This is a genomic window from Rahnella sikkimica (assembly GCF_002951615.1).
GTDB lineage: Bacteria > Pseudomonadota > Gammaproteobacteria > Enterobacterales > Enterobacteriaceae > Rahnella > Rahnella sikkimica.
Genome location: NZ_CP019062.1, coordinates 4,302,865 through 4,327,895, shown reverse-complemented (window position 1 = coordinate 4,327,895; position 25,031 = coordinate 4,302,865). Strand labels below are relative to the sequence as shown.

Here is a 25,031-nt window from a genome sequence, read left to right as displayed (position 1 = left end):
GCAAAACTCAACATAGAAATAGTGCGCCGGATAATATCACAAGCGCCTGTACCCCGAATAAAAACCCTCAGCTCAGCCATTTTTCCCAGCTGGCGCGGATTTGCGCACGTTCGCTGGCAAAACTGTCAGCGGCGACTTTACCGCTGTGCTCCTGTAACGCCAGATGATGAATTTCATCGCGCAGCGTCACGTAAGCATGGGTCAGATTACGGGCTTCGTCTTCCGGCATGATGTCGTACTGCGCCATCAGCTCAAAAATCCTGACGTTATCGGACCAGCGCGTCAGCTTTGGCTGATCGTGGGCGAAACGTAAGACCAGATATTGTGCAATGAATTCAATATCCGTGATGCCACCGGGATCGGCTTTCAGATCAAACTCACTGGCTTTTTTACTGCCGAGATGGGTGTACATTTTCTCACGCATTTCGCGGACCTCTTTGCGCAGCTCTGCATCATCGCGCTGGCGGCAGAGAATGTCGCGGCGTGTGGCATCAAATTGCTGCGTCAGAACCGGCTCGCCGTAAACGACGCGCGCACGCACCAGCGCCTGATGTTCCCACGTCCAGGCTTCGTTGGCCTGATAATCAGCAAACGCCTCAAGGGTGCTGACCAGCATACCGGAAGCGCCGGAAGGCCGCAGACGCGGATCCACTTCATACAAAATGCCCGACGACGTGCGCGTGCTGAACAGGTGCATAATTCGCTGCGCCAGACGCAGATAGAACTGACGCCCGTCGATCACACGCTCGCCGTCGGTCATCACCTCCGGCGCGCAATCAAGCAGGAAAACCAGATCCAGATCTGAGCTGTAACCCAGTTCCCAGCCGCCTAATTTTCCATAACCAATAACCGCAAAACCGCGCCCTTCACGGTGCTGAAGATGCGTCGGCTGACCGTATTTTACGACCATCTGATCCCACGCCTGCTGCACGACGACTTCAAGGATCGCTTCGGCCAGATAGGTCAAATGGTCGCTGACTTTCATGACCGGCAGTGCACCGGAAATATCTCCGGCGGCAATGCGCAAATGCTGCGCCTGCTTGAACTGGCGCACGGCTTCCAGCTGCTGTTCTTCATCTTCCGTCGGCACGCGCATCAGATACTGGCGCAGCTCATCACGGTAAGCGCCCAGCTCAATCGGCTGATAAAGGGTACGCGGGTCGAGCAGTTCGTCGAGCAACAAAGGATGGCGTGCCAGCTGATTCGCGACCATCGGCGAGGCCGCACACAGGCGAATCAGTTGCTTGAGCGCACCGGGATATTCAACCAGCAGCTCGATGTACGTCGTGCGCGTGACAATGTTGAGCAGCAACTGCATCAGGCGTTGCAGCGTGACGTCGGCATTTTTATAAGTGCAAACCTGTGCGAGCAAGCGCGGCATCAGCAAATCCAGCTGATCGCGACCGCGTGGCCCGATGGTGCGTTTATCCACATCACGGCGGAATTCCGCAATCTGTTGCAGGATATGACGCTGGGCATTTTCCTCAAACTGAGGCACCAGCGGTGCCAGTTCTGCTGGCTCCAGCGTATCAATCCACAAACTGCTGAACTGCGAGTGCTGCTGATCGTCTTCGGCATCCGGCGTATCGTCGCCAATCAGATCGTTAAAGACCGAACGTACGGCCTGCATGTGCGCGTTCAGCGCATCGAGCAGTTGCGGCCAGCCGTCAAAATTCATGCCCCACGCCAGACGCGCCTGATTGAGTTCATCGGAAGGCAGTGTTTGCGTCTGTTCGTCGGCGATGGCTTGCAGAAGATTTTCCAGACGGCGCAGGAACAGGTAGCTGGTGCGCAATTGCAGAACCTGCTCAACCGGCAATAAACCCAGATTTTCCAGCGCCTGCAACGTCGGTAAAAGTGCCCGCTGCTGCAAAGCCGGTTCGCGCCCGCCGCGGATCAGTTGGAAAACCTGCACGATAAATTCAATTTCGCGGATGCCGCCCGCGCCGAGTTTGATGTTGTCTTTCAGGCCCCGGCGCCGTACTTCGCGGGCGATCATCCCTTTCATATTACGCAATGACTGGATCACGCTGAAATCGATGTACCGGCGGAACACAAACGGCATCAGCATTTTGCGCAGTTCCTGACTACTGGCGTCATCCGCACCGCCCATCAGCCGCGCTTTGACCATCGCGTAACGCTCCCAGTCGCGGCCCTGCTCCTGATAATAATCCTCCAGCGCCGGGAAACTCATCACCAGCGGACCGCTGTCGCCAAACGGGCGTAAACGCATATCCACGCGATACACAAATCCGTCAATCGTCGGCTGATCCAGCGCTTTAATCAGCCGCTGCCCGAGACGGGTAAAGAACTGTGCGTTATCCAGTTGACGGCGGCCTCCTTGCGTCTGGCCGTTTTCCGGATAGGCAAAAATTAGGTCAATGTCGGAAGAGAAATTCAGCTCGCCGCCGCCCAGTTTCCCCATCCCGAGGATCAGCATTTTCTGCGCTTCACCCGCCGCATTCACCGGCGTACCGAATTCGCGACAGCAGGCGTCATACAGCCAGTCGCGGGCGCTGACAATCAGCAATTCCGCCAGCTCACTCAGCTGTTGCAGGGTTTCTTTGGCTTCACTGGTTTGCGCCGACTGCGACCAGGCGATGCGGGTCAGAATGCGGCGGCGGAACAAACGCAGCGCTTTCATTAACCCGTTTTCGTCTGTTATGTCTGCCAGTGATTCGTCGAGCCACTGCCGGTAAAGTTGCCACTCCTGCGCCTGAGGCGGGTTTTGCTCGATTTCATGCCACCACTGCGGAAACGCCAGCAAACTGTCCGTCACGAATTCGCTGCTCGTCAGTACCGCAAGCGAGGCGTCATCGGGAAGAGAGGGCTTTTCGGGATGTTCACGCCAGCGCTCAAGCACATTCCGGGAGTGGTCGTGTAAAACAGAAGAGAGTGGCAGCATGAAATCGGGTTCCTTGCAAAAAAAAGCCCGGGCATATTGCCCAGGCTTATCAGTCAATTAACGAGTTTGTCCATTTAACCAGAAGGCATCCATCATCACCGCGTGAGAACGGGCTGAATCCTCCCACGCATGTTGTTGCTGAACGATGGCCTGCTGCAACTCCATCCAACCGGCAATATACGCGGCAACGTCTTTGTCCGGATACGCGCCGGCCAGCAGATGGAAGGTAATAATTTGGCGTTTCAGGCGGGCTAACTGATCGCGATACCCTTCTTCGGTCAGCGGCTGCGCGAATGCCTCTTTCAGATCTGCCGCGGTACGGCCCAGCATAATGTCCGCGAAACGCTTGAAAGAGCCTTCCAGCTTTTTAGCCGATTTATCATCGATAAATGGCGTCCAGCCAGAGGTTGCCAGCCAGGATGTAAGCACTAACTTACATTTCAGGTAGGTCGCGCTGTAACAAATGTCCTGCGCATCGGCAGATTTCTGTTCCAGCACCGGCACCAGATCGGTGAGCAGCGTACGCAGTTCAGAAGACGCTTTACGCGGCACCAGCCCGCCGAACAGCACCAGAACCTGACGCACGGTTTCCACCGCCTGCAACACGGTCAGACGCGCCGTTTTGTCACCACGAACCCAGAGTTCTTCGTGATACTGCCAGTGATCCAGCGCCAGTTCGAACATCGCCGACATCGCCTGTTCAAGGGTGGCTTTGGGTTTAGCTTTAAACACCGGCAGCGGTTTGACTTCACGCGCAGGATTGCCTTTCGCCAGATGATAACCGCGAGCCGCCTTACTGAAACCGCCCTGACGTAAGCCGCCGTGCGCACCGATTTCTCCCGCCAGTTTCAGTAAATCAGCGGTATTGCCTTTTTTCAGCTCAAGCTCAATTTCAGCCAGCGCCTCAGTCAACTCACCGGCGACCACTTCGCCCTGATCAAGACCCAGCTCAATCTCGCTTTCGCCGTAAGTGATCACCCACTTCTCTCGGGTGAAATCTGTACGGAACAGCGGAGCCAGTTCTTTTTGCAGCGCGGCAGGTTTACACCCTTCCGGCCAGATATCTTTCGGGAACGCGCTGAGTTTCAGCACCGGCTTTTTCAGCTCAACATTATATTCAGGGCGCTGATGCAGCCCGCCCACCACTTTTCCGCCAGTTTTAATGGTCATTTCGTACTGATCGTCAAAACCACGGATGCGCAGACCGATATCATGCGAACGTAAATAGTTATCCGCTGTCTCAAAATAGATGTTCGTCAGTTTCGACGGCGCGGTGTGCTCAGCGCTGAAACCCGCGAGCTGCGCAGGAAGTTCGGCAATTGCGGCCGGGGTGGCGATAAATTTTAATTCTATTTCTACGGTCATAGGAGTCTTCACACCGATTCTTTGCTGCCAATAAGGGATTAACGCGTCGCTCCAATTCTACCATAAGCACAGCGCGCAAGCCGCATGTTGCGGGATTGTAAGATAGTTCTCATTCCGGTTTATGCATTGCGTCGTCAGACTGTTGCCCTTAATATCGTTTTCCAACGTTTTGCAATAACCAAACTTTTATTGCACTGACCGGATAATTTGCCGCAATGGCCTGAAAATGGCGGTTGCCAGAAGTCGTATCCCGATAAATGGATCCGCACTTCACGTTCCCTAAATTCACAAAGAAACGATGAAATAATGCAGAAATTACGCCTAATTGGTTTCGCTTTGCTTGGTTTAAGCATCACATGGACTGCCCACGCCGACGAGAAGCGCTATATCTCTGACGATCTGAACACCTATATCCACAGCGGTCCGGGCAATCAGTTTCGTATTGTTGGAACCCTGAATGCCGGTGATGAAGTCACCCTGCGCAGCGTCAACGACAGCACTAAATACGGCGAAATCATTGACTCGAAAGGGAAAACCGCCTGGATCCCACTCGACCAGTTAAGCAACGTCCCAAGCCTGCGTACCCGCGTTCCAAATCTGGAACAACAGGTCAAAACGCTGACCGATAAGCTGACGAATATCGATTCCAGCTGGAACCAGCGTACCGCTGAAATGCAGACAAAAGTCGGCTCCAGCGACAGCATCATCAATAACCTGAAGAAAGAAAATCAGGATCTGAAAAATCAGCTGATCGTGGCGCAGAAGAAAGTGGATGCCGTTAACGTCCAGCTCGACGACAAGCAACGTACCATTATTTTACAATGGTTTATGTACGGCGGCGGCGTTGCCGGTGTGGGCCTGGTGCTTGGCCTGGTGCTACCGCATCTGGTTCCGCGTCGCAGGAAAAAAGATCGCTGGATGAGCTGATCGCATAATTCTGCGACCACTTTCCGAATTAACGTTAAGGCACTCCGGTGCCTTTTCGTGTTTCCATCAATCCGCAAATCTACGACACAACTTTGCTATGATAAAGACAGAGCGCCCTGCTCGGCTTTCAGCAGCATAATGCGTTGGAATTGACTTATTTCAGGAGTTATCGCGTGGAGATTTACCTGGTCGGCGGCGCAGTCCGAGACAGTTTATTAAACCTGCCTGTGTCTGAACACGATTGGGTGGTGGTCGGCGCAACGCCTGAATATATGCTCGAGAACGGCTATCAGCAGGTCGGCAAAGATTTCCCGGTGTTCCTGCATCCCAAAACTCACGATGAATACGCGCTGGCGCGAACGGAAAGAAAATCGGGTTCCGGTTACAACGGTTTTACCTGTTATGCCGCGCCGGATGTGACGCTTGAACAAGATCTGATGCGACGCGACCTGACCATTAACGCGATCGCTAAAAGTGACAGCGGTGAACTTTTCGACCCTTATCACGGCCAGCGTGATATCGAATTGCGTCTGCTACGCCACGTTTCTAATGCGTTCGGCGAAGATCCGTTACGCGTTCTGCGCGTAGCCCGTTTCGCGGCACGATTTGCGCATTTAGGTTTTACTGTCGCACCTGAAACCCAGACGCTGATGCAACAAATGGCCGAAAGCGGTGAGCTGGAAGCCCTGACGGCAGAACGCGTGTGGAAAGAAACCGAAAAGGCGCTGCAAACGCAGGATCCGCAGGTGTATTTTCAGGTGCTTCGCGACTGCGGCGCGCTGAAAGTGTTGTTCCCTGAAATCGATGCGCTGTTTGGCGTGCCCGCGCCGGAGAAATGGCATCCGGAAATCGATACCGGCATTCATACGCTGATGACGCTGAAAATCGCCAGCATGCTGACGCCTGACGTCGATGTGCGTTTTTCCGCACTGTGCCACGATTTAGGAAAAGGTCTGACGCCGCCGCAGTACTGGCCACATCATCATGGCCACGGCCCGGCTGGCGTGAAACTGGTGAAGAATATTTGCCAGCGCCTGAAAGTGCCGACGCATATCCGCGATCTGGCAAAGCTGGTCGCCGAGTTCCATGACCTCATCCACACCGTGAATAAGCTGCGTCCGGAAACCTTGCTGAAATTGTTCGATACCCTCGACGTCTGGCGCAAACCGCAGCGTCTTGAGCAGATGATCATGACCAGCGAAGCCGATGCACGCGGGCGAACCACGTTCGAGAATAACCCTTATCCGCAGGGCGATTACTTACGGGAAGCCTTCAAAGTGGCGAACAGCATTTCCAATAAAGAAGTGCTGGATGCCGGTTTTCAGGGCATGGCGATCCGTGATGAACTGAAAAAACGGCGTACTCAGGCACTGGCTGACTGGAAGCAATCGCAGGAAACGGCTGTTTAATTTTTCCGCGTTGCAAAACTCAAAAAATAAAGCCCCGCACGGCAAAACCGGCGGGGCTTTTTTTGCGTGATTGAACGAATAATCAGGCAATAAAGACGAAATATACCGCCAGAGCGACGAAGAAACGATAAATCGCAAACGGGATAAACGAAATGCGTTTAATCACTGCAAGGAAGGTTTTAATCGCGATCAGCGCCACAATAAATGCTGTGATAAAACCGGTGGCGAACATCGGTAAATCCGCCAGCGTAAGGAAGCTGTAGCTCTTGTATAAATCCAGAACCGTTGCACCCATCATCATCGGCACTGCCAGCAGGAAAGAGAACTCAGACGCGGCAAAACGGCTGATCCCCATTAACATCCCGCCACTGATGGTCGCCCCGGAACGGGAAAAACCTGGCCACAGTGCCAGACACTGAAAGACCCCGATCATAAACGCCTGCACGTAGGTAATGTCATCCAGCCCTTCTGCGCGCGGTTTTTTGGGTTTAAGCAATTCAGCGGCAATCAGTAAAACACCGCCGACAACCAGCGAGTACATGACGTATTTAGGCTCAAAAAGGGATTTAATTTTTGAGTGCAGCAGCAAGCCAAGAATCGTGGCCGGGATCATCCCCAAAATAATATGCCCGAGATTCAGACGGCGCGTCCCCGTGCCTTCATGAGCCGGTGGCTTGCCAAAATGCAGGCCAATCATGCCAAACAAGCGACGCCAGAACATCACCACGACAGCCAGAATTGACCCCAGCTGAATGACCACTTCAAAGGATTTCGACGTATCTCCCGTAAAACCAAGAAGGTTACCTACAATAATCAGGTGACCGGTGGAAGAAACAGGCAGGAACTCTGTCAGCCCTTCAACAACACCCAAAATAGCTGCTACAAGCAAAGAATGACTTTCAACGATCATTATCGACCCCAACCCTGTTAAGTATCCGCAAATGGGAAAAAACAGTTAAAACGCCACACAATAAAAAAGCGGCATCAACTTCGCCGCTTCACGTAAGAACAACCGGTTACGCCGAGTGCTCTTTTAACGTTTTTTCATGACAATTAATATACGACCGGATTCCGAATTTTATCCCTGACAGGGTTTAAAAACGTTTTCCGCGCTCAATCACCACGCCAACGTTCGCCGCCTGCGCGACTGCGCCGGGTTTGCTGAGCTTAATTCGTACCCACGGCGAGTTAAAACGTGCCAGCAACAGCGCCGCCACTTCTTCGGCAACGCGTTCGACCAGCGCAAAATTCTGCGATGAGACGTGCCCAATGACGGCTTCACTGACATCGGCGTAGCTTAAACAGTCGTTCACATCGTCGCTGGCGGCGGATTTTCGGTTATCCCAGGCCATTTCGATATCGAACACCAGTTTCTGTTTAATGGTCTGTTCCCAGTCGTAAGCGCCGATAGTGGTGATTACATTTAGTTGCTCAATAAATACGATATCCATCACGCGATTCTCTGTTTTTGACCCAGCCGGATACCACTTCCAGCAGAAAATGCGTATTATCCATGGATGTTGCGATTAAAACGACCCTTATTAGACGGAACAGCTTTATGAGTGCTACCGCGCTTGGAATGATTATTTTCGCCTACCTTTGCGGCTCGATTTCGAGTGCGATTCTGGTCTGCCGGGTCGCCCGTTTACCGGATCCGCGCAAGGCTGGCTCTGGCAATCCCGGTGCTACGAATGTTTTGCGCCTGGGCGGACGCCTGGCCGCAGCGGCCGTTCTGATCTTCGATGTGCTCAAAGGCATGCTGCCCGTCTGGCTGGCGTACCGCCTGAATATTCCCCCGATGTATCTCGGTCTGACCGCCATTGCGGCGTGTGTCGGCCATATCTATCCGGTTTTCTTCCGCTTTAAAGGCGGCAAAGGTGTGGCCACGGCCTTCGGTGCCATCGCCCCTATCGGCTGGGACTTAACCGGCCTGATGACCGGCACATGGCTTCTGACCGTGCTGCTCAGCGGATACTCGTCTCTGGGTGCGATTGTCAGTGCGCTCATCGCGCCTTTCTACGTCTGGTGGTTTAAACCTGAATTTACCTTCCCGGTCGCCATGCTTTCCTGCCTGATTTTATTACGTCATCACGACAATATTCAGCGTCTGTGGCGCGGTCAGGAAGGGAAAATCTGGGATAAGCTGAAGAAAAAGCGTAAAGAAGCGGACGACGAAAAAACAGAATAACGCCAAATTTCAGGCATAAAAAAACGACCTCATTGAAGGTTGTTTTTTTTCGCAATTAGCAATACAAGCCTGACTGAACGGGAGCGAGGCAAGGCGTCAGGAAACCTGAAAGCGCAGCATACATCAGTATGTGAGCATTTCGGGTCGACGCAGCAACGCAGCCACAGCCCCGATCAGACTGGCGGAAGTTCGGCCAACGGCCAGCGCGGGCGCACGGTCACACCTAAGTCCGGCGTAGCACCCGTTTTCAGGCGCACCATACCCGCATAAGCGATCATCGCACCGTTATCGGTACAAAATTCAGGGCGTGCGTAGAAGACTTCGCCGCCACGCTTAGTCATCATTTCGGCTAATTTCGCTCGTAACGTACGGTTTGCACTGACGCCACCCGCCATGACCAGACGTTTAAAACCAGTCTGATCCAGCGCGCGTTTGCACTTAATGGCCAGCGTATCCACCACAGCATCTTCGAATGCGCGGGCGATATCGGCATGGGTTTGTGGATCGCTGTCATTGCCGCGGATCGTGTTGGCGGCGAATGTTTTCAGGCCGGAAAAACTGAAATCCAGCCCCGGACGATCAGTCATCGGACGCGGGAACGTAAAGCGCCCGGCAACACCCTGCGCCGCCATTTTTGACAGCAACGGGCCACCCGGATAATCCAGTCCTAATAATTTGGCTGTTTTATCAAATGCTTCGCCTGCTGCATCGTCAATTGATTCACCGAGCAAAGTATATTCACCAATGCCGGTCACGCTGATTAACTGCGTATGACCGCCCGAAACCAGCAAGGCGACAAACGGAAAATCAGGCGGATTATCTTCCAGCATCGGAGCCAGCAAATGGCCTTCCATATGATGTACGGGCACGGCTGGCACATTCCAGGCAAACGCCAGAGAACGCCCGATGGTTGCGCCAACCAGCAACGCACCGACAAGTCCCGGACCGGCGGTATACGCCACGCCATCGATATCCTGAGCGGTCAGCCCGGCTTCTTTCAACGCAGCCTGAATCAGCGGTACGGTTTTACGTACATGGTCACGCGAGGCCAGTTCAGGCACAACACCGCCGTAATCTGCATGCAGTTTTACCTGACTATACAGTTGGTTGGCTAACAGACCGGCTTCGCTGTCATAAACTGCAATTCCGGTTTCATCGCAGGACGTTTCAATACCCAGTACTCGCATCACTCTTTCCATCATGGTTTCAGGCTAACTCGCGGCGCGCAGTTTATCACACAAGCCCTGGCAGGTGCTGCACCGGTGAAGGAATTCCTCACGCTGCGGGCAATTAATGTCGAGCAATTTGGATTGATTGGTATATAATCGCCGCCCGACGCAAAAGCGAGCGCACGATGTTGCAGAAGGGTTGCAAGAGGCGCCCGCTTCAATTTGCCGTTGTGCTTTACAAGTCGACGGGAATTGAAGTAAAATTCCGCACCATTTTGAAATGTGCTGGTACAACACCAGCAAACAAACCGATTTTATCGAGGTGAGAGGCACATGCCTGTAATTAAAGTACGTGAAAACGAGCCGTTCGACGTAGCTCTGCGTCGCTTCAAGCGTTCCTGCGAAAAAGCAGGTGTTCTGGCAGAAGTTCGTCGTCGTGAATTCTATGAAAAACCGACTACCGAACGTAAACGCGCTAAAGCATCTGCAGTAAAACGCCACGCCAAGAAACTGGCTCGCGAAAACGCACGCCGCACTCGTCTGTATTAATCTTCGGGGGCAACCCCAAATCGCGTGATTTGCAATATTAAGAACGCGCAGACTGCGTAGTAGCATACGAAGGCCGTGCTTTCCGAAAGGAATGCGCGGCTTGTTCTCGTTTATAGGCTAGTGAGTAAGGGGCTTATGGCTGGGAGAATTCCGCGCGTATTTATCAATGACTTGCTGGCTCGTATCGATATCGTCGATTTGATCGACGCTCGTGTAAAGCTCAAGAAACAGGGTAAAAATTATCATGCGTGCTGCCCTTTCCACCATGAGAAAACACCCTCATTTACCGTAAATGGCGATAAGCAGTTTTATCACTGTTTCGGCTGTGGTGCCCACGGCAATGCCGTCGATTTCCTGATGAACTATGACAGACTTGAGTTTGTCGAAAGCATTGAGGAACTGGCGACAATGCAGGGTTTGGAAGTGCCGTACGAAGCAGGCACTGGCCCGACTCAGATGGAGCGTCATCAGCGTCAAAGCCTCTACCAGTTGATGGCACCGCTTAGCGAGTTCTATCAGCAATCACTTAAACAACCTGCAGGTGCACCGGCCAGAGACTACCTTGCCCGGCGCGGTTTAAGTGAAGACGTCATCAATCATTTTGCCATTGGTTTCGCCCCACCGGGCTGGGACAACGTGTTAAAGCGTTTCGGTAAGAATGCCGATGATAAAGCGTCTCTGATCGACGCCGGTATGTTGGTCACCAATGACAACGGACGCAGCTATGATCGTTTTCGCGAACGGGTGATGTTCCCGATCCGTGACAAACGTGGCCGCGTGATTGCGTTTGGTGGCAGGGTTTTGGGCAACGATACGCCGAAATACCTGAACTCACCGGAAACCGAGATTTTCCATAAAGGCCGCCAGTTATATGGCCTGTATGAAGCACAGTTGAAAGCCCCTTCCCCGCCGCGTTTGCTGGTGGTTGAAGGCTATATGGACGTCGTCGCGCTGGCGCAGTTCGGCATCGATTATGCCGTTGCGTCGCTGGGAACCTCCACGACGGCGGACCACATACAGCTGATGTTCCGCAGCACAGATAACATCGTTTGTTGTTATGACGGTGACCGCGCGGGACGTGAAGCCGCATGGCGCGCACTGGAAACGGCATTGCCGTATCTCAACGATGGCCGTCAACTGCGTTTTATGTTTTTACCCGACGGCGAAGATCCGGACACGCTGGTACGTAAAGAAGGCAAAGAAGCGTTCGAACAAAGGATGGAGCAGGCGATGCCGCTTTCCACTTTCCTGTTTGATTCTCTAATGCCGCAGGTGGATTTGAGCAGCCCTGACGGGCGGACCAAATTGAGCATGCTGGCATTGCCGCTGATCCGCCAGGTTCCCGGTGAAACGTTACGGATGTATTTGCGTCAGCAGTTAGGGAATAAGCTCGGCATTTTAGATGACAGCCAGTTGGAAAAGCTGATGCCTAAACAGGCAGAAGGTAGCAATGTCTACCAGGTGCCACAGCTAAAACGCACAACCATGCGTATACTTATAGGGTTACTGGTACAAAACCCACAACTGGCTACACTTATACCCTCGCTGCAAGGTTTGGAGCAAGCGAAGCAACCAGGATTGGATCTGTTCAGCGAGTTAGTCACGACTTGCTTAGCCCAACCAGGGCTGACAACAGGACAATTGCTGGAACTGTATCGTGACAATAAGTTCTACCAGCAGCTTGAAACTCTGGCGACATGGAACCACATGATCGTAGAGGAGATGGTCGAAGAAGAATTTCGTGCCACGCTGGCCAGCCTGTATGACTCTATTTTAGAGCAACGGCTTGAAACCTTGATTGCAAAAGCCAGGACGCATGGCCTGAGTCCGGAGGAGCGCACAGAAGTCAGTTCCCTGAACCAGGTACTTGCGAGAAAGTCTTAAAAAATAAGAACATTAGAAGGTTACCCTAAATAACTCGAGTTGCAGGAAGGCGGCAAACGCATCTGCAGCGTGAAGAATGACGGGTAACACCAAGACACGGCTTAAGTGCCGATATATAGCGGGGCATGGCCCTGCGCAGAGCCGCCCTGGTGGGCCGCGGCACAATAAACGCCCCTAACGTTATTGTTGGCGATGTTACCCGACCGACACCAACCCAAATACTCTGAAGTGTGGATACCGTCTTATGGAGCAAAACCCGCAGTCACAGCTTAAGCTACTTGTCACCCGTGGTAAGGAGCAAGGCTATCTGACCTATGCTGAGGTCAATGACCATCTGCCGGAAGATATCGTCGATTCCGACCAGATCGAAGACATCATCCAGATGATTAACGACATGGGCATTCAGGTTCTTGAAGAAGCCCCTGACGCCGATGATTTAATGCTGGCCGAAAACCGCCCTGATACGGACGAAGACGCTGCAGAAGCGGCGGCGCAGGTACTTTCCAGCGTAGAATCTGAAATTGGCCGTACCACCGACCCTGTGCGTATGTATATGCGCGAGATGGGTACCGTTGAACTTCTGACCCGTGAAGGCGAAATCGACATCGCCAAACGTATCGAAGACGGTATCAATCAGGTCCAGTGCTCCGTTGCTGAATATCCTGAAGCTATCACCTATTTGTTAGAGCAATATGACCGCGTTGAAGCAGGCGAAGTTCGTCTGTCTGATCTGATCACCGGTTTTGTTGACCCTAACGCCGAAGAAGAAATCGCGCCAACTGCCACTCACGTGGGTTCTGAACTGACCACAGAAGAGCAGACTGATGACGAAGAAGACGAAGATGAAGACGACGATGCTGAAGACGACAACAGCATCGACCCGGAACTGGCTCGCCAGAAGTTCACCGAACTGCGTGAACAGCATGAAGCGACGCGTCTGGTCATCAAGAAAAACGGCCGTAGCCACAAGAGTGCAGCAGAAGAAATCCTGAAACTGTCTGACGTATTCAAACAGTTCCGTCTGGTGCCAAAACAGTTCGATTTCCTGGTTAACAGCATGCGTTCCATGATGGATCGCGTGCGTGCCCAGGAACGTCTGATCATGAAAGTGTGCGTTGAACAGTGCAAAATGCCGAAGAAAAACTTCGTCAACCTGTTCGCCGGTAACGAAACCAGCGATACCTGGTTTGATGCCGCTCTGGCTATGGGTAAACCGTGGTCTGAGAAGTTGAAAGAAGTCACCGAAGACGTACAACGCGGCCTGATGAAACTGCGTCAGATCGAAGAAGAAACTGGCCTGACTATCGAACAGGTTAAAGATATCAACCGTCGCATGTCGATCGGCGAAGCGAAAGCCCGTCGCGCGAAGAAAGAGATGGTTGAAGCAAACTTACGTCTGGTTATTTCTATCGCGAAGAAATACACCAACCGTGGTCTGCAATTCCTCGACCTGATCCAGGAAGGTAACATCGGCCTGATGAAAGCCGTTGATAAGTTTGAATATCGCCGTGGTTATAAGTTCTCTACTTATGCAACATGGTGGATCCGTCAGGCTATCACCCGCTCCATCGCTGACCAGGCGCGTACCATCCGTATCCCGGTACATATGATTGAGACAATCAACAAACTCAACCGTATTTCGCGTCAGATGCTGCAAGAGATGGGCCGCGAACCTACGCCGGAAGAGCTGGCTGAACGTATGCTGATGCCGGAAGACAAAATCCGTAAAGTGCTGAAAATCGCCAAAGAGCCAATCTCCATGGAAACGCCAATCGGCGACGATGAAGATTCGCATCTGGGTGATTTCATCGAGGATACAACCCTCGAACTGCCACTGGATTCTGCAACGTCTGAAAGCCTGCGTTCTGCAACGCATGACGTTCTGGCTGGCCTGACCGCACGTGAAGCGAAAGTTCTGCGTATGCGTTTCGGTATCGACATGAACACTGACCACACTCTGGAAGAAGTGGGCAAACAGTTCGACGTTACCCGTGAACGTATCCGTCAGATCGAAGCGAAAGCGTTGCGTAAACTGCGCCACCCAAGCCGCTCCGAAGTGCTGCGCAGTTTCCTGGACGATTAATCACCCTCAGGCTGTCAGCCATTAAAAAGCCCCGCCTTTTGGACTGACCCCATAAAGTTGGACAGTTCATGTTAAGCGGCTTTCAGGGCCTGGGTTCGGTATTCCACCGGACTCAGGCCTTTTAATTTCAGGCTTATTCTTTCGTTGTTGTAGTAATGAATATATTCCTCTATCCCCTTCCTCAGTTCATTGATACTGCTGAACTGACTCAGATAAAAATACTCCGATTTCAGCGTACCGAAGAAGTTCTCCATCACCGCATTATCCAGGCAGTTTCCTTTACGCGACATACTTTGCGTCATGCCCTGCGCCTTTAACTTTGCCTGATAGCCTGCCATTCGATACTGCCAGCCCTGATCCGAGTGCAACAGGGGGGCATCTTCCGGGCTGAGCTTTAAAAACGCATCACGCAGCATGGTATTAACCATTTCCATCACCGGTCTCTCCGACAGGCTGTATGAGATAATTTCCCGGTTAAAAAGATCGAGCACCGGCGACAGGTAAAGCTTTTTACCCTGTACCGAGAACTCTGTCACATCCGTAACCCACTTTTCGTTGGCTTTTGATGCACTGAAGTCCCGCCTCAGGATGTTGGGCGCAACCCTGCCAGTTTCTCCTTTCCACGCGCGATATTTCTTCACCCTTACCAGAGACCGGAGCGACAGCTCCGCCATCAGCCGCTGTACTGTTTTATGGTTCACCAGCAGTCCCTGCTTTCTCAGTGAGAGCGTGATCCTGCGGTAGCCATAACGCCCTTTGTGGCAGTGATATATCTCACTGATTTTGTCTTTCAGCTCAGCATGCCTGTCCACCCGCTTCAGCGCATCCATATTGTGATACCACGTACTGCGGGACATACCCGCTGCACATAGAAGGTCATTGAGCGCATACTTACGCCTTAGCTCACTGATTATTCTGGCTTTCTGCCGTTTTTCTCGCTTTGAACTAAGGCCTTCAGCTTTTTTAGGTAAGCATTCTCTGCACGCAGATAACGGAGTTCAGCCCGCAGTTCTTCGGGAGATAACTTTTCCAGCGCTGCATCAGTAAGGGGTGAGGCTTTTTGGGGTTTTGCCATGTCTTTGCTCCGGCCCGGTTTTATGCTCAGAAGTCCTTTCTCACCTGCGTCTTTGTAGACATTAATCCAGTGCCGGACAACGGTTTCATTTGAGATATTAAACCGTGCAGCAGCTTCACGCATCGAAAGTTCTTCATCGAGAGCAGTGCGGACAACAGCAATCCGGAACGCCGGAGAATGGCGGTCATTTTTCCAGGCAATGCCATCAATGCCGTGTAATTGCCAGGCCCTGACCCAGCGACGAACTGACGTTCTTTCGACCCCAAAACGTTCTGCGGTCCGTTGTGTCCCGTCATGACCGGAGAGGTAATGGCTGACCACTGCCATTCTGGTTTCGAGGGAATATTTTGGCTTTGCCATAAAAAACTGCACCTTACTCAGTTGGGTGTCCAACTTTTGGGGTGCAGTCCACTTTCTCTGGAAATGGCGGGGCTTTTTTTTATTCGGATTCACCAGACATTCAGGGATTCAGCGACGTATACAGCTCACGGTATGAAACAACCAGCTCATCGAGCGTCGCACGATTCAGCCCGCTGGGATTCGGCAAAACCCAGACCTCCGTCCGGCCAATTTTCAGCGCCTGACGCCCCCAGTTAACTTTGCTGATGCCAAACGCTTTGCTGAAGGCCTGTTTCCCCAGAATCGCCAACGCACGCGGCTGATAGCGCGAGATTTTCTCTTTGAGCACCTCACCACCATTGCGCAGTTCATCCCGATTCAGCTCGCTGGCTTCCACCGTCGGACGCGCCACAAGCGCCGTGATACCGCAGCCAAAATCCGTCAACTGCTGCCACTGCTCCGGCACTAACTGACGCCCGGTGAAACCCGCCTGATGAATCACTTTCCAGAAACGGTTACTCCCATTCGCAAAAGGATAACCTTTGTGAGCAGAAGAAAGACCGGGATTAATGCCGCAGAACACAACCTGAAGATCCTCCACGAGGATATCTGTAAGCATAATGTTTTCCTGAGACGTATTTGCTCGAGTTATAGGTAAAAAAGTCTGCGAACACAACAGACTAGAACTGTGCACAAAACGCGCATACAAACCGAACACGTATAGACCTGTAACCGGTGTTTACCGTATAATCCCGCACCTCGGCTCTATAGCTCAGTTGGTTAAAGCACGCGACTCATAATCGCTTGATGGTTCAAGTCCAGCAAGGGCCACCAAATTTTAGCTTTAAAATCATATGATTAAGCCACTTCGCAAGGAGTGACTTAATCATTGCCGCAATTGTCTGTTAACCCGATTTTTACTCAGGATAGAACACGCCAAAAGCTCACGGAATAGGGCGAATCTGCCATTTGAGTTTGAGTTGTCTTCCCTCGCGGGTATTTAATATTCTAGTTTCTCGTTAAACTGGCTGATATCTAAGCCAATCACGTAAGACCCCGTCTATTAAAGAAACACCATCCGCCAAAAGCCCCTTTATCAAAGGATGGGATTTTTAATCCTGGAACTTAATTTTTGAGCAATTTTTCAACTATTGTTGACAACTCGCACAATTAAATTATTGACCCTCAACAGCAGAACCAATCCCCGACTACAAAGACTGCTCCATTATTCCCCCTCCCATCAAAACAAATTCAGTCTAATAATGATTATCCCTTGTAATCATCACGAACTAGCACGAAAATTAGCACCAGCATTTGATTTGGTGACCAGCAATACTCAAGCACCTATAAGATGAATCTTATCTCATTTATTGTGAAAATCTTTAGGCTGTGTGTCATCTATCCCTGTCCTATTGAGTGTATCGGTTGCTACTGAGCCGAGGGCGGTAGCGTGGTCATTTTTAACACAAAACCTGTTAGCCAAACATTCACTACAGGTAATGCAATATTAATAACAAATTGAAATAGAAGGAATTATCGATGTTACTCCCTGTAATTATGGCTGGTGGTACAGGCAGCCGTTTATGGCCGATGTCAAGGGAACTTTATCCTAAACAGTTCTTGCGTTTACATGGCAGGCTTTCTATGTTGCAGGAAACGGTTGAGCGATTAAATGGTTTAGAAGTTCGCGAGCCCGTTGTTATTTGCAACGAAGAGCATCGTTTTTTGGTTGCAGAACAACTACGTCAAATTGATAAATTATCCCAAAATATTATATTAGAGCCAGTTGGGAGAAATACAGCACCAGCCATTGCATTAGCCGCATTAAATGCAATTTCTGATGGTAATGACCCATTAATGCTTGTTTTAGCAGCAGATCATATCATTAATGACACTAAAGCCTTCCATCAGGCTATTGCCTTTGCAACCCCTTACGCTGAAAAAGATAGTCTTGTCACATTCGGTATTGTGCCTACAGGGCCAGAGACTGGTTATGGGTATATTCAACGTGGTGATATTGTAGGCAATATCTCTGAGCTATTTAAAGTAAAAAGATTTGTAGAAAAGCCTGACGAAGAAACTGCCGGGAAATATATAGAATCAGGTGAATATTACTGGAACAGTGGGATGTTTATGTTCCGGGCTAAAAAATATCTGGAAGAACTGAAAAAATACCGGCCTGATATATTGGAAGCCTGTGAGTTAGCAATAGCAAACTCTACGAGAAACGATGCTTTCACTAATCTGGACAAAGACTGCTTTATGGCATGTCCCGATGAATCAGTGGATTATGCTGTAATGGAAAAAACTGATGAGGCTGTTGTTGTATCCTTAAATGCCGGTTGGAGTGATGTAGGCTCCTGGTCTGCCCTCTGGGATGTGAGTGAAAAGGATACTGCCAATAACGCAATCACAGGCGACGCTTTTATCCACAACACTGAGAATTGCTATATCAATACCGATGAAAAACTCGTTGCTGCTATTGGCGTTGAAAATCTGGTTATTGTTAGCACCAAAGATGCTGTACTTGTCGTCGACAAAAATAAAGTTCAGGACGTTAAAAGAATTGTCGAATTCTTGAAAGCTGAACAACGTAGCGAATACCGTAAACACCGTGAGTCTTACCGCCCTTGGGGACGTAGTGATGCCGTTGTTCAGGAAAAAAGATTTAATGTCAACAGAGTAACAGTTAAGCCTGGTGGAGCATTTTCCATGCAAATGCATCACCACAGGGCTGAACACTGGGTTGTCTTATCTGGAACAGGCAAAGTAATAATCGAAGGTAAAGAATTTTTGCTGACTGAAAACCAATCGACTTTTATTCCGGTTGGTTCTTTTCACAGTTTGGAAAACCCGGGAAAAATCCCTCTTGAACTGCTTGAAATCCAGTCAGGTTCATATTTAGGTGACGATGATATCATCCGCATTCAGGATCAATACGGTCGCGATTAAACTGGAGCTTTAAATGTCTGCATTAACTTGTTTCAAGGCCTATGATATACGTGGCCGTCTTGGCGATGAACTCAACGCTGATATTGCTTATTCTATTGGCAAGGCATTCGGTCAATATATGAATGCTAAAACAGTCGCGATTGGCGGTGATATTCGACTGAGCAGTGAAACGCTTAAAGCCGCACTGTCACATGGTTTGCAAGATTCTGGCGTAAATGTCATTGACCTCGGTGTTACCGGTACAGAGGAAATTTACTTTGCGGCTTTTCATCTTGACGTTGATGGCGCAATAGAAGTGACTGCAAGCCATAACCCGATGGATTATAACGGAATGAAGTTAGTCGGCCGTGGCGCAAAACCGATAAGCGGCGACTCGGGACTTAATGATATTCGCGATATGATTGAAATCGGGAACTTTAAAGCTGTCGAAAATAAAGGGCATTATTCAAAGATGTCTCTTCTCGATAGTTATATAGACCATCTGATGTCTTATCTTGATCTCAAGGCTATCAGACCATTGAAGTTAGTGGTAAATGCGGGAAATGGCGCTGCAGGCCATGTCATCGATGAAATCGAAGCAGTATTTAAAAAACAAAACGTTCCCGTTGAGTTTATCAAAGTTAACCATAATCCAGACGGCAATTTCCCTAACGGAATCCCTAACCCATTATTACCAGAGAACCGTGCTGCGACTGCAGATGCAGTGAGGCAACACAAGGCGGATATGGGTATTGCCTGGGATGGCGATTTCGACCGCTGCTTCCTGTTTGATGAAAATGCAGATTTTATAGAAGGATATTATATAGTTGGCCTTCTAGCTGAAGCTTTTCTGACAAAAAATAAAGGCGCTAAGATAATTCATGACCCTCGCTTAACCTGGAATACAGTGCAGGTCGTTCAACAAGCCGGCGGGATCCCGGTAAAAAGCAAAACAGGCCATGCTTATATTAAAGAAAGAATGCGTGCGGAAAACGCAATCTATGGTGGGGAAATGAGTGCACACCATTATTTCCGCGATTTTGCTTACTGTGATAGCGGTATGATCCCATGGCTGTTGGTAATTGAACTTATTTCCTCAAAAAATTCATCATTGTCAAAATTAGTGCGTAAAGCAATGCAAGCTTATCCATGCAGCGGTGAAATAAACTATAAGGTATCAAATTCCAAAGATATTCTGACAAGAATTGAAAATGAATTTAAAAATGATGCCATATCAGTCGATTTTACTGATGGATTAAGTATGGAAATGCCTGAATGGCGATTGAACGTGCGAACTTCCAACACTGAACCTTTGTTACGCCTCAATATCGAAAGCCGGGGTCAACCGGAATTGGTATGGGATAAAGTTGCTGAAGTCGAACGTTTGATAAAAATGTAACTGATATATTTCTAAGATCATGTTGATAGAATTGAAATACTTTATTTCGGTAATTTTTTGAAAAACCATTGAAATATTTCATGCATATTATAAGGCACCATTAAGTAAAGGTGGCCAGAAACTCTATTTTGGCCCCTTCGACTGGCAACATTGATCTTATAAGAACTTGTTTTATTTATTTTTAAGGCAATTACGAAATGAATCCCAACATCTCAGATTTAACGCGTGAGAAGGCCGAAGCAAATAATGCCCCCTCTGGCTGGAAAGAGCATAATGGCAAAACCGATATGCTGGAGGGAATCAGGGCATATCATGTCTGGTTGATTTGGGGCTGGCACGATATACGTCAGCGTTACCGTCGGTCTGTATTGGGGCCATTTTGGTTTACATTGACCACACTGATCATGGTGGGGGCTTTAGGTTTTCTTTACTCAGAACTTCTGGGGCAAGAAATTTCTTCTTATCTGCCCTATCTTGGAGTCGGATTAGTTGTTTGGCAGTTTATCAGTACGGCAGCAAATGAAGGTTGTATCAGCCTGATAGGGTCAGTACATATCATCAAGCAAATACGTATGCCACTCACAACACACGTTTGTCGCATGGCATGGCGCAATTTCATTATTTTGCTGCATAGCTTACCTGTCGTAATAATATTTATGCTTTTCTTTGGGCATATGGTTACATGGGAAATCCTTTGGATCATTCCTGGGCTGTTTATAGTGTTGCTTAATGCTGTTTGGTCAGGCGTTGTTTTTGGGATTCTTTGTTCAAGATTTCGGGATGTGGCTCCCATCATTGGCAGTCTTTTCCAGGTTTGTTTCTTTGTGACTCCCGTTATGTGGCAAACATCAGCACTGAAAGATCGTGCCTGGATAGCCGAATTTAACCCTTTTTACCACCTCATAGAGATTGTACGGGCACCGATTTTAGGCACTCCTGTACCACTTATTTCCTGGGCATCTAGTATAGCTTTACTGGTCGTAGGTTTTGCTTTTGCTCAATATCTGATGAACCGCTACCGTGACCGTGTAGCTTACTGGTTGTAATATCATGCAAACACATATTCGTGCCGAGAAACTCTGTGTTGAGTTCCCTATTTTTGACAACTCACACCGTTCGCTTAAAAACACTGTTATGCATCTCACAACGGGTGGACGCATTGGTGTGAATGTTGGGCAGCATCCTGTTGTTCGCGCACTTAATGAGATCGACTTTGATATACGTGAAGGCGACCGCGTGGGTCTTACGGGCCACAACGGTTCAGGTAAGACGACATTATTGCGTGTGCTGTCAGGTGTTTATGCACCGGTGCATGGGAAATTATCCATCCACGGGCGTATTGCATCACTGCTTGATGTTTCCACTGGTATAGACCCGGATGCCTCAGGCTTCGAAAATATTTACCTGCGTGGCATTACTGACGGCCTTAAACCTGCGCATATACGAAGCAAAATTGATGAAATCGCGGATTTCACTGGTTTAGGTGATTATCTCAATTTACCGGTGCGTACGTATTCCAGTGGTATGCAATTGCGTCTCGCTTTTGCTATCTCTACCAGCGTAAATGCAGAAATCTTGATTATGGATGAATGGCTTAGTGTGGGTGATGCTGAGTTCAGTGCAAAGGCTGCGACACGCCTGGATTCCTTAGTGAACAATGCTTCTATTTTAGTTTTAGCATCACACTCACCCGCGCTCATTGAGCGTGTTTGTAACCGCAAAATTCATCTTGAACACGGAATTATCGTCAGTGATGAGAGGCTCAATACTGAGGCTACAGGGGGGATTTTGAAACTATCTGAGATAAAAATATCTTCGCAACACCCTTTGCTTCTCGCTTCTGAACGGATCTTTTCCGTACAACCTTTTAGTCTGATTAAAGGTTTAGTCAGCGCGAATATTGCCTATCCTATTGCTGAACGACACGAAAAGCGGCAGGTCAGCGAAAAAGTACAGGCGTTGCGTCATCACTACAGCCAGCCTTTTTCACAGCGCCTGGCCCAAGCCAAAGAGTCGCTTGTCGATACTCTGCGTTTTGCCGGCAGTGAGGTTCCCTATTATCGCGATCTGTTCGCGGCTCTGGGTTTTAATCCAGATTCCGTTAAGCAGGATCTGCGCTATCTGCAAGATTTACCCCTGCTGACTAAAGACATCATTCGAGAACAAGGGGAACGTTTGTATTCCCGTCCTCTGAGTGATGTTCGTCATCATATGTGTAAAACGGGCGGCTCTACCGGTTTGTCCTGCCATATAGCCTATGACCAGCCAGCAGCCGATTGGTCAGCGGCCGTGACTCTTTTTGCCCGCGAATCTGCCGGTAATAAAAAATGGCGTTCAGAATTGCATTTCGCCTGTCGTTTTCCGGACATGGTCGATCCCGGCTGGCCGACGCTTGAAGATTTCAAATGCTTTGCGATGAACCGAAGTAACATCTTCTTTGATCGTCTGGATAATGCCGGTTTGGCTGAAATTTGGGAAATCCTCAAACGACGTAAACCCTATATGGTTCATGCGCACCCTTCGACAATTTATGCGCTAGCCTGTTATATAGAAAGTAAGTACGGCAGTGCCAAAAGTTTTGAAGTATTCGAATCAAGCGGTGAGCTACTGGAACCCTATATGCGTGAAACTATATCCCGTGCACTGGGTGCCCGGGTCGTTGATCGTTACGGATTAGCCGAGCTAGGTGTAATGGCCTATGAGCTTCACGATCACGATAAAGGACTGCAGGTTCTTGATTCCGAAGGTTGGCCTGAAGATCACATCAACGATTCCGGTGAACACCAACTGGTATTTACAGGCTTCCATAACCGGCTAATGCCGCTAATCAGGTATACCACCGGCGATCTGGCCAGCGTTGAGCAGCGTGAAGATGGATTTTATCTGACGGATGTGACAGGCCGTATTCATGACATCATCCATTTGGACGGTGTCGCGTATCCAACCCATACTATCCAGGACATGCTTGATTATCGGGTTGGCGGTATCCAGGAGTTTCAAATCGATATGCGGGGAGAAATACCGCTTATGCGTATTGTCCCTGAACCTCATGCAGACGTAGCTCAGATCGTTGCAAAAATTGAAGGTTACTGGCCTAACGCGATGAAAGTCGAATTTGTTGGGCACGATGAATTTATACGTGTAGGCCATCGGGCCAAATTTCGTCATGTGGTGACTGCATGATAGGTATTCTTTATAGCTGGAAAGATCAGAATATAGGTGAGCTGGTACTTGCGGCCGTTCGGCGCTCTGTAACTTCATCGGGAGCATATTCGATCGCCCCCGGTGATATCTCGAAAAATAACTTTATATTGGCAATTAACCCGGATGAAAGCCTGGGTGAGAAACTGATCAACTGGTTATCCGTCGGAAGACGTAAGCTTATCCTTTTCGGGCGGCTTCCAGAGTGTCTGCTGAGCCACTTAAATATTACTTCCAGCGAATGGCCAGAACCCACAGATAAGTGGGCACGTAGCCCAGTGGCAAAAAGCGGCCAATATGCAGAAAGCAAAGCCTTCATTCATTATTTACCTTCTGCAGTATTGCCGGGAGCCCAAAGCTGGAACCGAGCATTAGAGCGCTTTGATTTCACCGATGAGTGGAATAACCTCGGATTTGGCGCGGTGCGTGCGGAAGGTTCGGTCTGGAGTGTCACAGCCGCACTTCGCGCACCAGAAGCTGCAGAAATTGCCAATATTCAGGTTGATGGGCAAGTTCTGACCACCTATTGCGCGCTGTTTGATGAACAGGAAACCAGCTTGCTCTGGGTGAACCGAGAAGCCGGATTTATTGACTCGTTTGAATGGCGGTTTATTGAGGCCTTCATCAGCAACTGGCGCCACGACATTTTACCATGCCGGCCAGTGCTCAGTGAGATCCCTTTTGGTCATGATACGGCCATTACAATGCGACTTGATTGCGATGAGGATATTGCCTCCGCTGAGCAGCTCTGGGCAGCGTATCGTGAAGCAGGCGTCCCGTTGTCTCTGGCTCTGCATACCAATAACTTTCCAAATGATAAACACGCTGCATTTTTAGAGACGTTTATCGCCTCTGGCGGCGCAATTTTATCTCATACGGCAACCCATGCGCCTAATTGGGGAGGGAGCTACGAGGCAGCACATTGGGAAGGTACAGAGTCACGCAATAAAATTGAGAATGTAACGGGGATCCTTGTGGATTATGCAGTTTCCCCTTTCCACCAGTCTCCGGATTATGCACTCGCGGCACTGTGCGACGTCGGTTATCTGGGCTGTATTGGCGGCATTATCCGCAATGACCCCGAGTTTTTAATCGCTCGTGGGGGAGAGCTGGCCCGCCTTCCCGCTGGGTTTGTTGGTCATTCCCAGCAAAGCATGATGCATGGCGACTGTATGCTGGCCGAAGGTGACCCGCTTGCAATATTCAAGCAGGCGTTTGACCGTGCATTCGAAACCCGCACCCTCTTTGGGTACCTTGATCATCCTTTCTCAGAAAGATATCAATACGGTTGGATCGATGAACAAAGCCGGATTACGGCGCATCAGGATCTTATTAGCTACATACGGGAAAATTCAGAGCACCCATTATTCTTAGATGAATGTCAGGCTCTGGACTTTTTGCGGGCCCGCGCTGAAATACAGTTCTGTCACCGTGATGGCGCTCTCGTAGTTAGTGCACCCAAGGCAAAACATAACTTCAGATTTGCAGCAGAGTTCTGCGGTTCACTCTATGAAATCACTGATGGATTTGTGCTGCCATGAAAACGCTCAGTGCTTTAGGTACCCGACCTGAAGTTATCAAATTCACCCCACTGATATTAGCTTTCC

At 49.8% G+C, this 25,031-nt stretch carries 18 protein-coding genes; 11 read left to right on the top strand and 7 right to left on the bottom strand.

All coding sequences use genetic code 11. The annotated features are described in order from the left end of the window. Positions 1–67: 67 nt before the first annotated feature. Both glnE and BV494_RS19990 read right to left on the bottom strand, forming a co-directional pair. Positions 68–2,905 (bottom strand): bifunctional [glutamate--ammonia ligase]-adenylyl-L-tyrosine phosphorylase/[glutamate--ammonia-ligase] adenylyltransferase, encoded by a 2,838-nt coding sequence (gene glnE / locus BV494_RS19995; protein WP_104924405.1) that lies wholly within the window; start codon positions 2,903–2,905, stop codon positions 68–70. Between the two features lie 57 nt (positions 2,906–2,962). After that, positions 2,963–4,270, bottom strand: a complete 1,308-nt coding sequence (locus BV494_RS19990; protein WP_104924404.1) for a CYTH domain-containing protein — start codon at positions 4,268–4,270, stop codon at positions 2,963–2,965. Positions 4,271–4,576: 306 nt separating this feature from the next. Between BV494_RS19990 and BV494_RS19985 the strand changes: the two genes are divergently transcribed. Beyond that, positions 4,577–5,197: a TIGR04211 family SH3 domain-containing protein gene (locus tag BV494_RS19985; protein ID WP_104924403.1), complete on the top strand. Its 621-nt coding sequence runs from the start codon at positions 4,577–4,579 to the stop codon at positions 5,195–5,197. A gap of 173 nt (positions 5,198–5,370) precedes the next feature. Next, positions 5,371–6,606, top strand: a complete 1,236-nt coding sequence (locus BV494_RS19980; protein ID WP_104924402.1) for a multifunctional CCA addition/repair protein — start codon at positions 5,371–5,373, stop codon at positions 6,604–6,606. A gap of 82 nt (positions 6,607–6,688) precedes the next feature. Here BV494_RS19980 and bacA read toward each other — a convergent pair whose 3' ends face one another. Next, positions 6,689–7,513, bottom strand: coding sequence for an undecaprenyl-diphosphate phosphatase (gene bacA, locus BV494_RS19975; protein WP_192938182.1), 825 nt, complete (start codon positions 7,511–7,513; stop codon positions 6,689–6,691). A gap of 187 nt (positions 7,514–7,700) precedes the next feature. After that, the gene (gene folB / locus BV494_RS19970) at positions 7,701–8,057 is read right to left on the bottom strand and encodes a bifunctional dihydroneopterin aldolase/7,8-dihydroneopterin epimerase (protein ID WP_104924400.1); all 357 of its coding nucleotides are present in this window, start codon (positions 8,055–8,057) and stop codon (positions 7,701–7,703) included. Positions 8,058–8,164: 107 nt separating this feature from the next. Between folB and plsY the strand changes: the two genes are divergently transcribed. Beyond that, positions 8,165–8,794 (top strand): glycerol-3-phosphate 1-O-acyltransferase PlsY, encoded by a 630-nt coding sequence (gene plsY, locus BV494_RS19965; protein ID WP_104924399.1) that lies wholly within the window; start codon positions 8,165–8,167, stop codon positions 8,792–8,794. A 173-nt stretch (positions 8,795–8,967) separates the two neighbouring features. On the opposite strand, the gene tsaD is transcribed toward plsY, so the two are convergent. Further along, positions 8,968–9,981: a tRNA (adenosine(37)-N6)-threonylcarbamoyltransferase complex transferase subunit TsaD gene (gene tsaD, locus BV494_RS19960; protein ID WP_104924398.1), complete on the bottom strand. Its 1,014-nt coding sequence runs from the start codon at positions 9,979–9,981 to the stop codon at positions 8,968–8,970. A 315-nt stretch (positions 9,982–10,296) separates the two neighbouring features. Between tsaD and rpsU the strand changes: the two genes are divergently transcribed. The 3 genes from rpsU to rpoD all read left to right on the top strand — a co-directional run bounded on the left by rpsU (position 10,297) and on the right by rpoD (position 14,479). Continuing rightward, positions 10,297–10,512, top strand: coding sequence for a 30S ribosomal protein S21 (gene rpsU / locus BV494_RS19955; RefSeq protein WP_001144069.1), 216 nt, complete (start codon positions 10,297–10,299; stop codon positions 10,510–10,512). Between the two features lie 135 nt (positions 10,513–10,647). Continuing rightward, positions 10,648–12,396, top strand: a complete 1,749-nt coding sequence (gene dnaG / locus BV494_RS19950; RefSeq protein ID WP_104924397.1) for a DNA primase — start codon at positions 10,648–10,650, stop codon at positions 12,394–12,396. A gap of 244 nt (positions 12,397–12,640) precedes the next feature. Then, positions 12,641–14,479, top strand: coding sequence for an RNA polymerase sigma factor RpoD (gene rpoD / locus BV494_RS19945; protein WP_104924396.1), 1,839 nt, complete (start codon positions 12,641–12,643; stop codon positions 14,477–14,479). A gap of 71 nt (positions 14,480–14,550) precedes the next feature. Here rpoD and BV494_RS19940 read toward each other — a convergent pair. Together BV494_RS19940 and mug are read right to left on the bottom strand one after the other, a co-directional pair. Further along, positions 14,551–15,914 (bottom strand): IS3 family transposase gene (locus BV494_RS19940; protein ID WP_104924395.1). Its coding sequence is split into 2 segments (ribosomal slippage): positions 14,551–15,437 and positions 15,437–15,914, totalling 1,365 coding nucleotides; the frame shifts between segments, so codons are not numbered across the junction. Positions 15,915–16,014: 100 nt separating this feature from the next. Beyond that, positions 16,015–16,512 carry a G/U mismatch-specific DNA glycosylase gene (gene mug, locus BV494_RS19935; protein ID WP_104924394.1) on the bottom strand — a complete coding sequence of 166 codons (498 nt, stop codon included), beginning with the start codon at positions 16,510–16,512 and terminating at the stop codon, positions 16,015–16,017. A gap of 920 nt (positions 16,513–17,432) precedes the next feature. Here mug and BV494_RS19930 point away from each other — a divergent pair. The 5 genes from BV494_RS19930 (at position 17,433) to BV494_RS19910 (ending at position 24,965) form a co-directional block, all read left to right on the top strand. Further along, complete coding sequence (locus BV494_RS19930; protein WP_104924393.1) at positions 17,433–18,845, top strand: mannose-1-phosphate guanylyltransferase/mannose-6-phosphate isomerase; 1,413 nt, start codon at positions 17,433–17,435, stop codon at positions 18,843–18,845. A gap of 13 nt (positions 18,846–18,858) precedes the next feature. After that, positions 18,859–20,223, top strand: a complete 1,365-nt coding sequence (locus tag BV494_RS19925; RefSeq protein ID WP_104924392.1) for a phosphohexomutase domain-containing protein — start codon at positions 18,859–18,861, stop codon at positions 20,221–20,223. A gap of 197 nt (positions 20,224–20,420) precedes the next feature. Then, positions 20,421–21,269, top strand: a complete 849-nt coding sequence (locus BV494_RS19920) for an ABC transporter permease (RefSeq protein WP_192938042.1) — start codon at positions 20,421–20,423, stop codon at positions 21,267–21,269. A gap of 4 nt (positions 21,270–21,273) precedes the next feature. Further along, positions 21,274–23,406 (top strand): ATP-binding cassette domain-containing protein, encoded by a 2,133-nt coding sequence (locus BV494_RS26105; RefSeq protein WP_104924391.1) that lies wholly within the window; start codon positions 21,274–21,276, stop codon positions 23,404–23,406. Beyond that, the gene (locus BV494_RS19910; protein ID WP_104924390.1) at positions 23,403–24,965 is read left to right on the top strand and encodes a polysaccharide deacetylase family protein; all 1,563 of its coding nucleotides are present in this window, start codon (positions 23,403–23,405) and stop codon (positions 24,963–24,965) included. Before BV494_RS26105 ends, BV494_RS19910 begins: the two co-directional genes overlap by 4 nt. Positions 24,966–25,031 lie beyond the last annotated feature (66 nt).

Coding starts and splice junctions, on each gene's coding strand:
- folB (WP_104924400.1), bottom strand. CDS start 8,057: ATGGATATCGTATTTATTGAGCAACTAAATGTAATCACCACTATCGGC.
- plsY (WP_104924399.1), top strand. CDS start 8,165: ATGAGTGCTACCGCGCTTGGAATGATTATTTTCGCCTACCTTTGCGGC.
- rpsU (WP_001144069.1), top strand. CDS start 10,297: ATGCCTGTAATTAAAGTACGTGAAAACGAGCCGTTCGACGTAGCTCTG.
- BV494_RS19985 (WP_104924403.1), top strand. CDS start 4,577: ATGCAGAAATTACGCCTAATTGGTTTCGCTTTGCTTGGTTTAAGCATC.
- BV494_RS19930 (WP_104924393.1), top strand. CDS start 17,433: ATGTTACTCCCTGTAATTATGGCTGGTGGTACAGGCAGCCGTTTATGG.
- tsaD (WP_104924398.1), bottom strand. CDS start 9,981: ATGCGAGTACTGGGTATTGAAACGTCCTGCGATGAAACCGGAATTGCA.
- BV494_RS19925 (WP_104924392.1), top strand. CDS start 18,859: ATGTCTGCATTAACTTGTTTCAAGGCCTATGATATACGTGGCCGTCTT.
- BV494_RS19920 (WP_192938042.1), top strand. CDS start 20,421: ATGAATCCCAACATCTCAGATTTAACGCGTGAGAAGGCCGAAGCAAAT.
- BV494_RS26105 (WP_104924391.1), top strand. CDS start 21,274: ATGCAAACACATATTCGTGCCGAGAAACTCTGTGTTGAGTTCCCTATT.
- BV494_RS19990 (WP_104924404.1), bottom strand. CDS start 4,270: ATGACCGTAGAAATAGAATTAAAATTTATCGCCACCCCGGCCGCAATT.
- mug (WP_104924394.1), bottom strand. CDS start 16,512: ATGCTTACAGATATCCTCGTGGAGGATCTTCAGGTTGTGTTCTGCGGC.
- dnaG (WP_104924397.1), top strand. CDS start 10,648: ATGGCTGGGAGAATTCCGCGCGTATTTATCAATGACTTGCTGGCTCGT.
- BV494_RS19910 (WP_104924390.1), top strand. CDS start 23,403: ATGATAGGTATTCTTTATAGCTGGAAAGATCAGAATATAGGTGAGCTG.
- glnE (WP_104924405.1), bottom strand. CDS start 2,905: ATGCTGCCACTCTCTTCTGTTTTACACGACCACTCCCGGAATGTGCTT.
- rpoD (WP_104924396.1), top strand. CDS start 12,641: ATGGAGCAAAACCCGCAGTCACAGCTTAAGCTACTTGTCACCCGTGGT.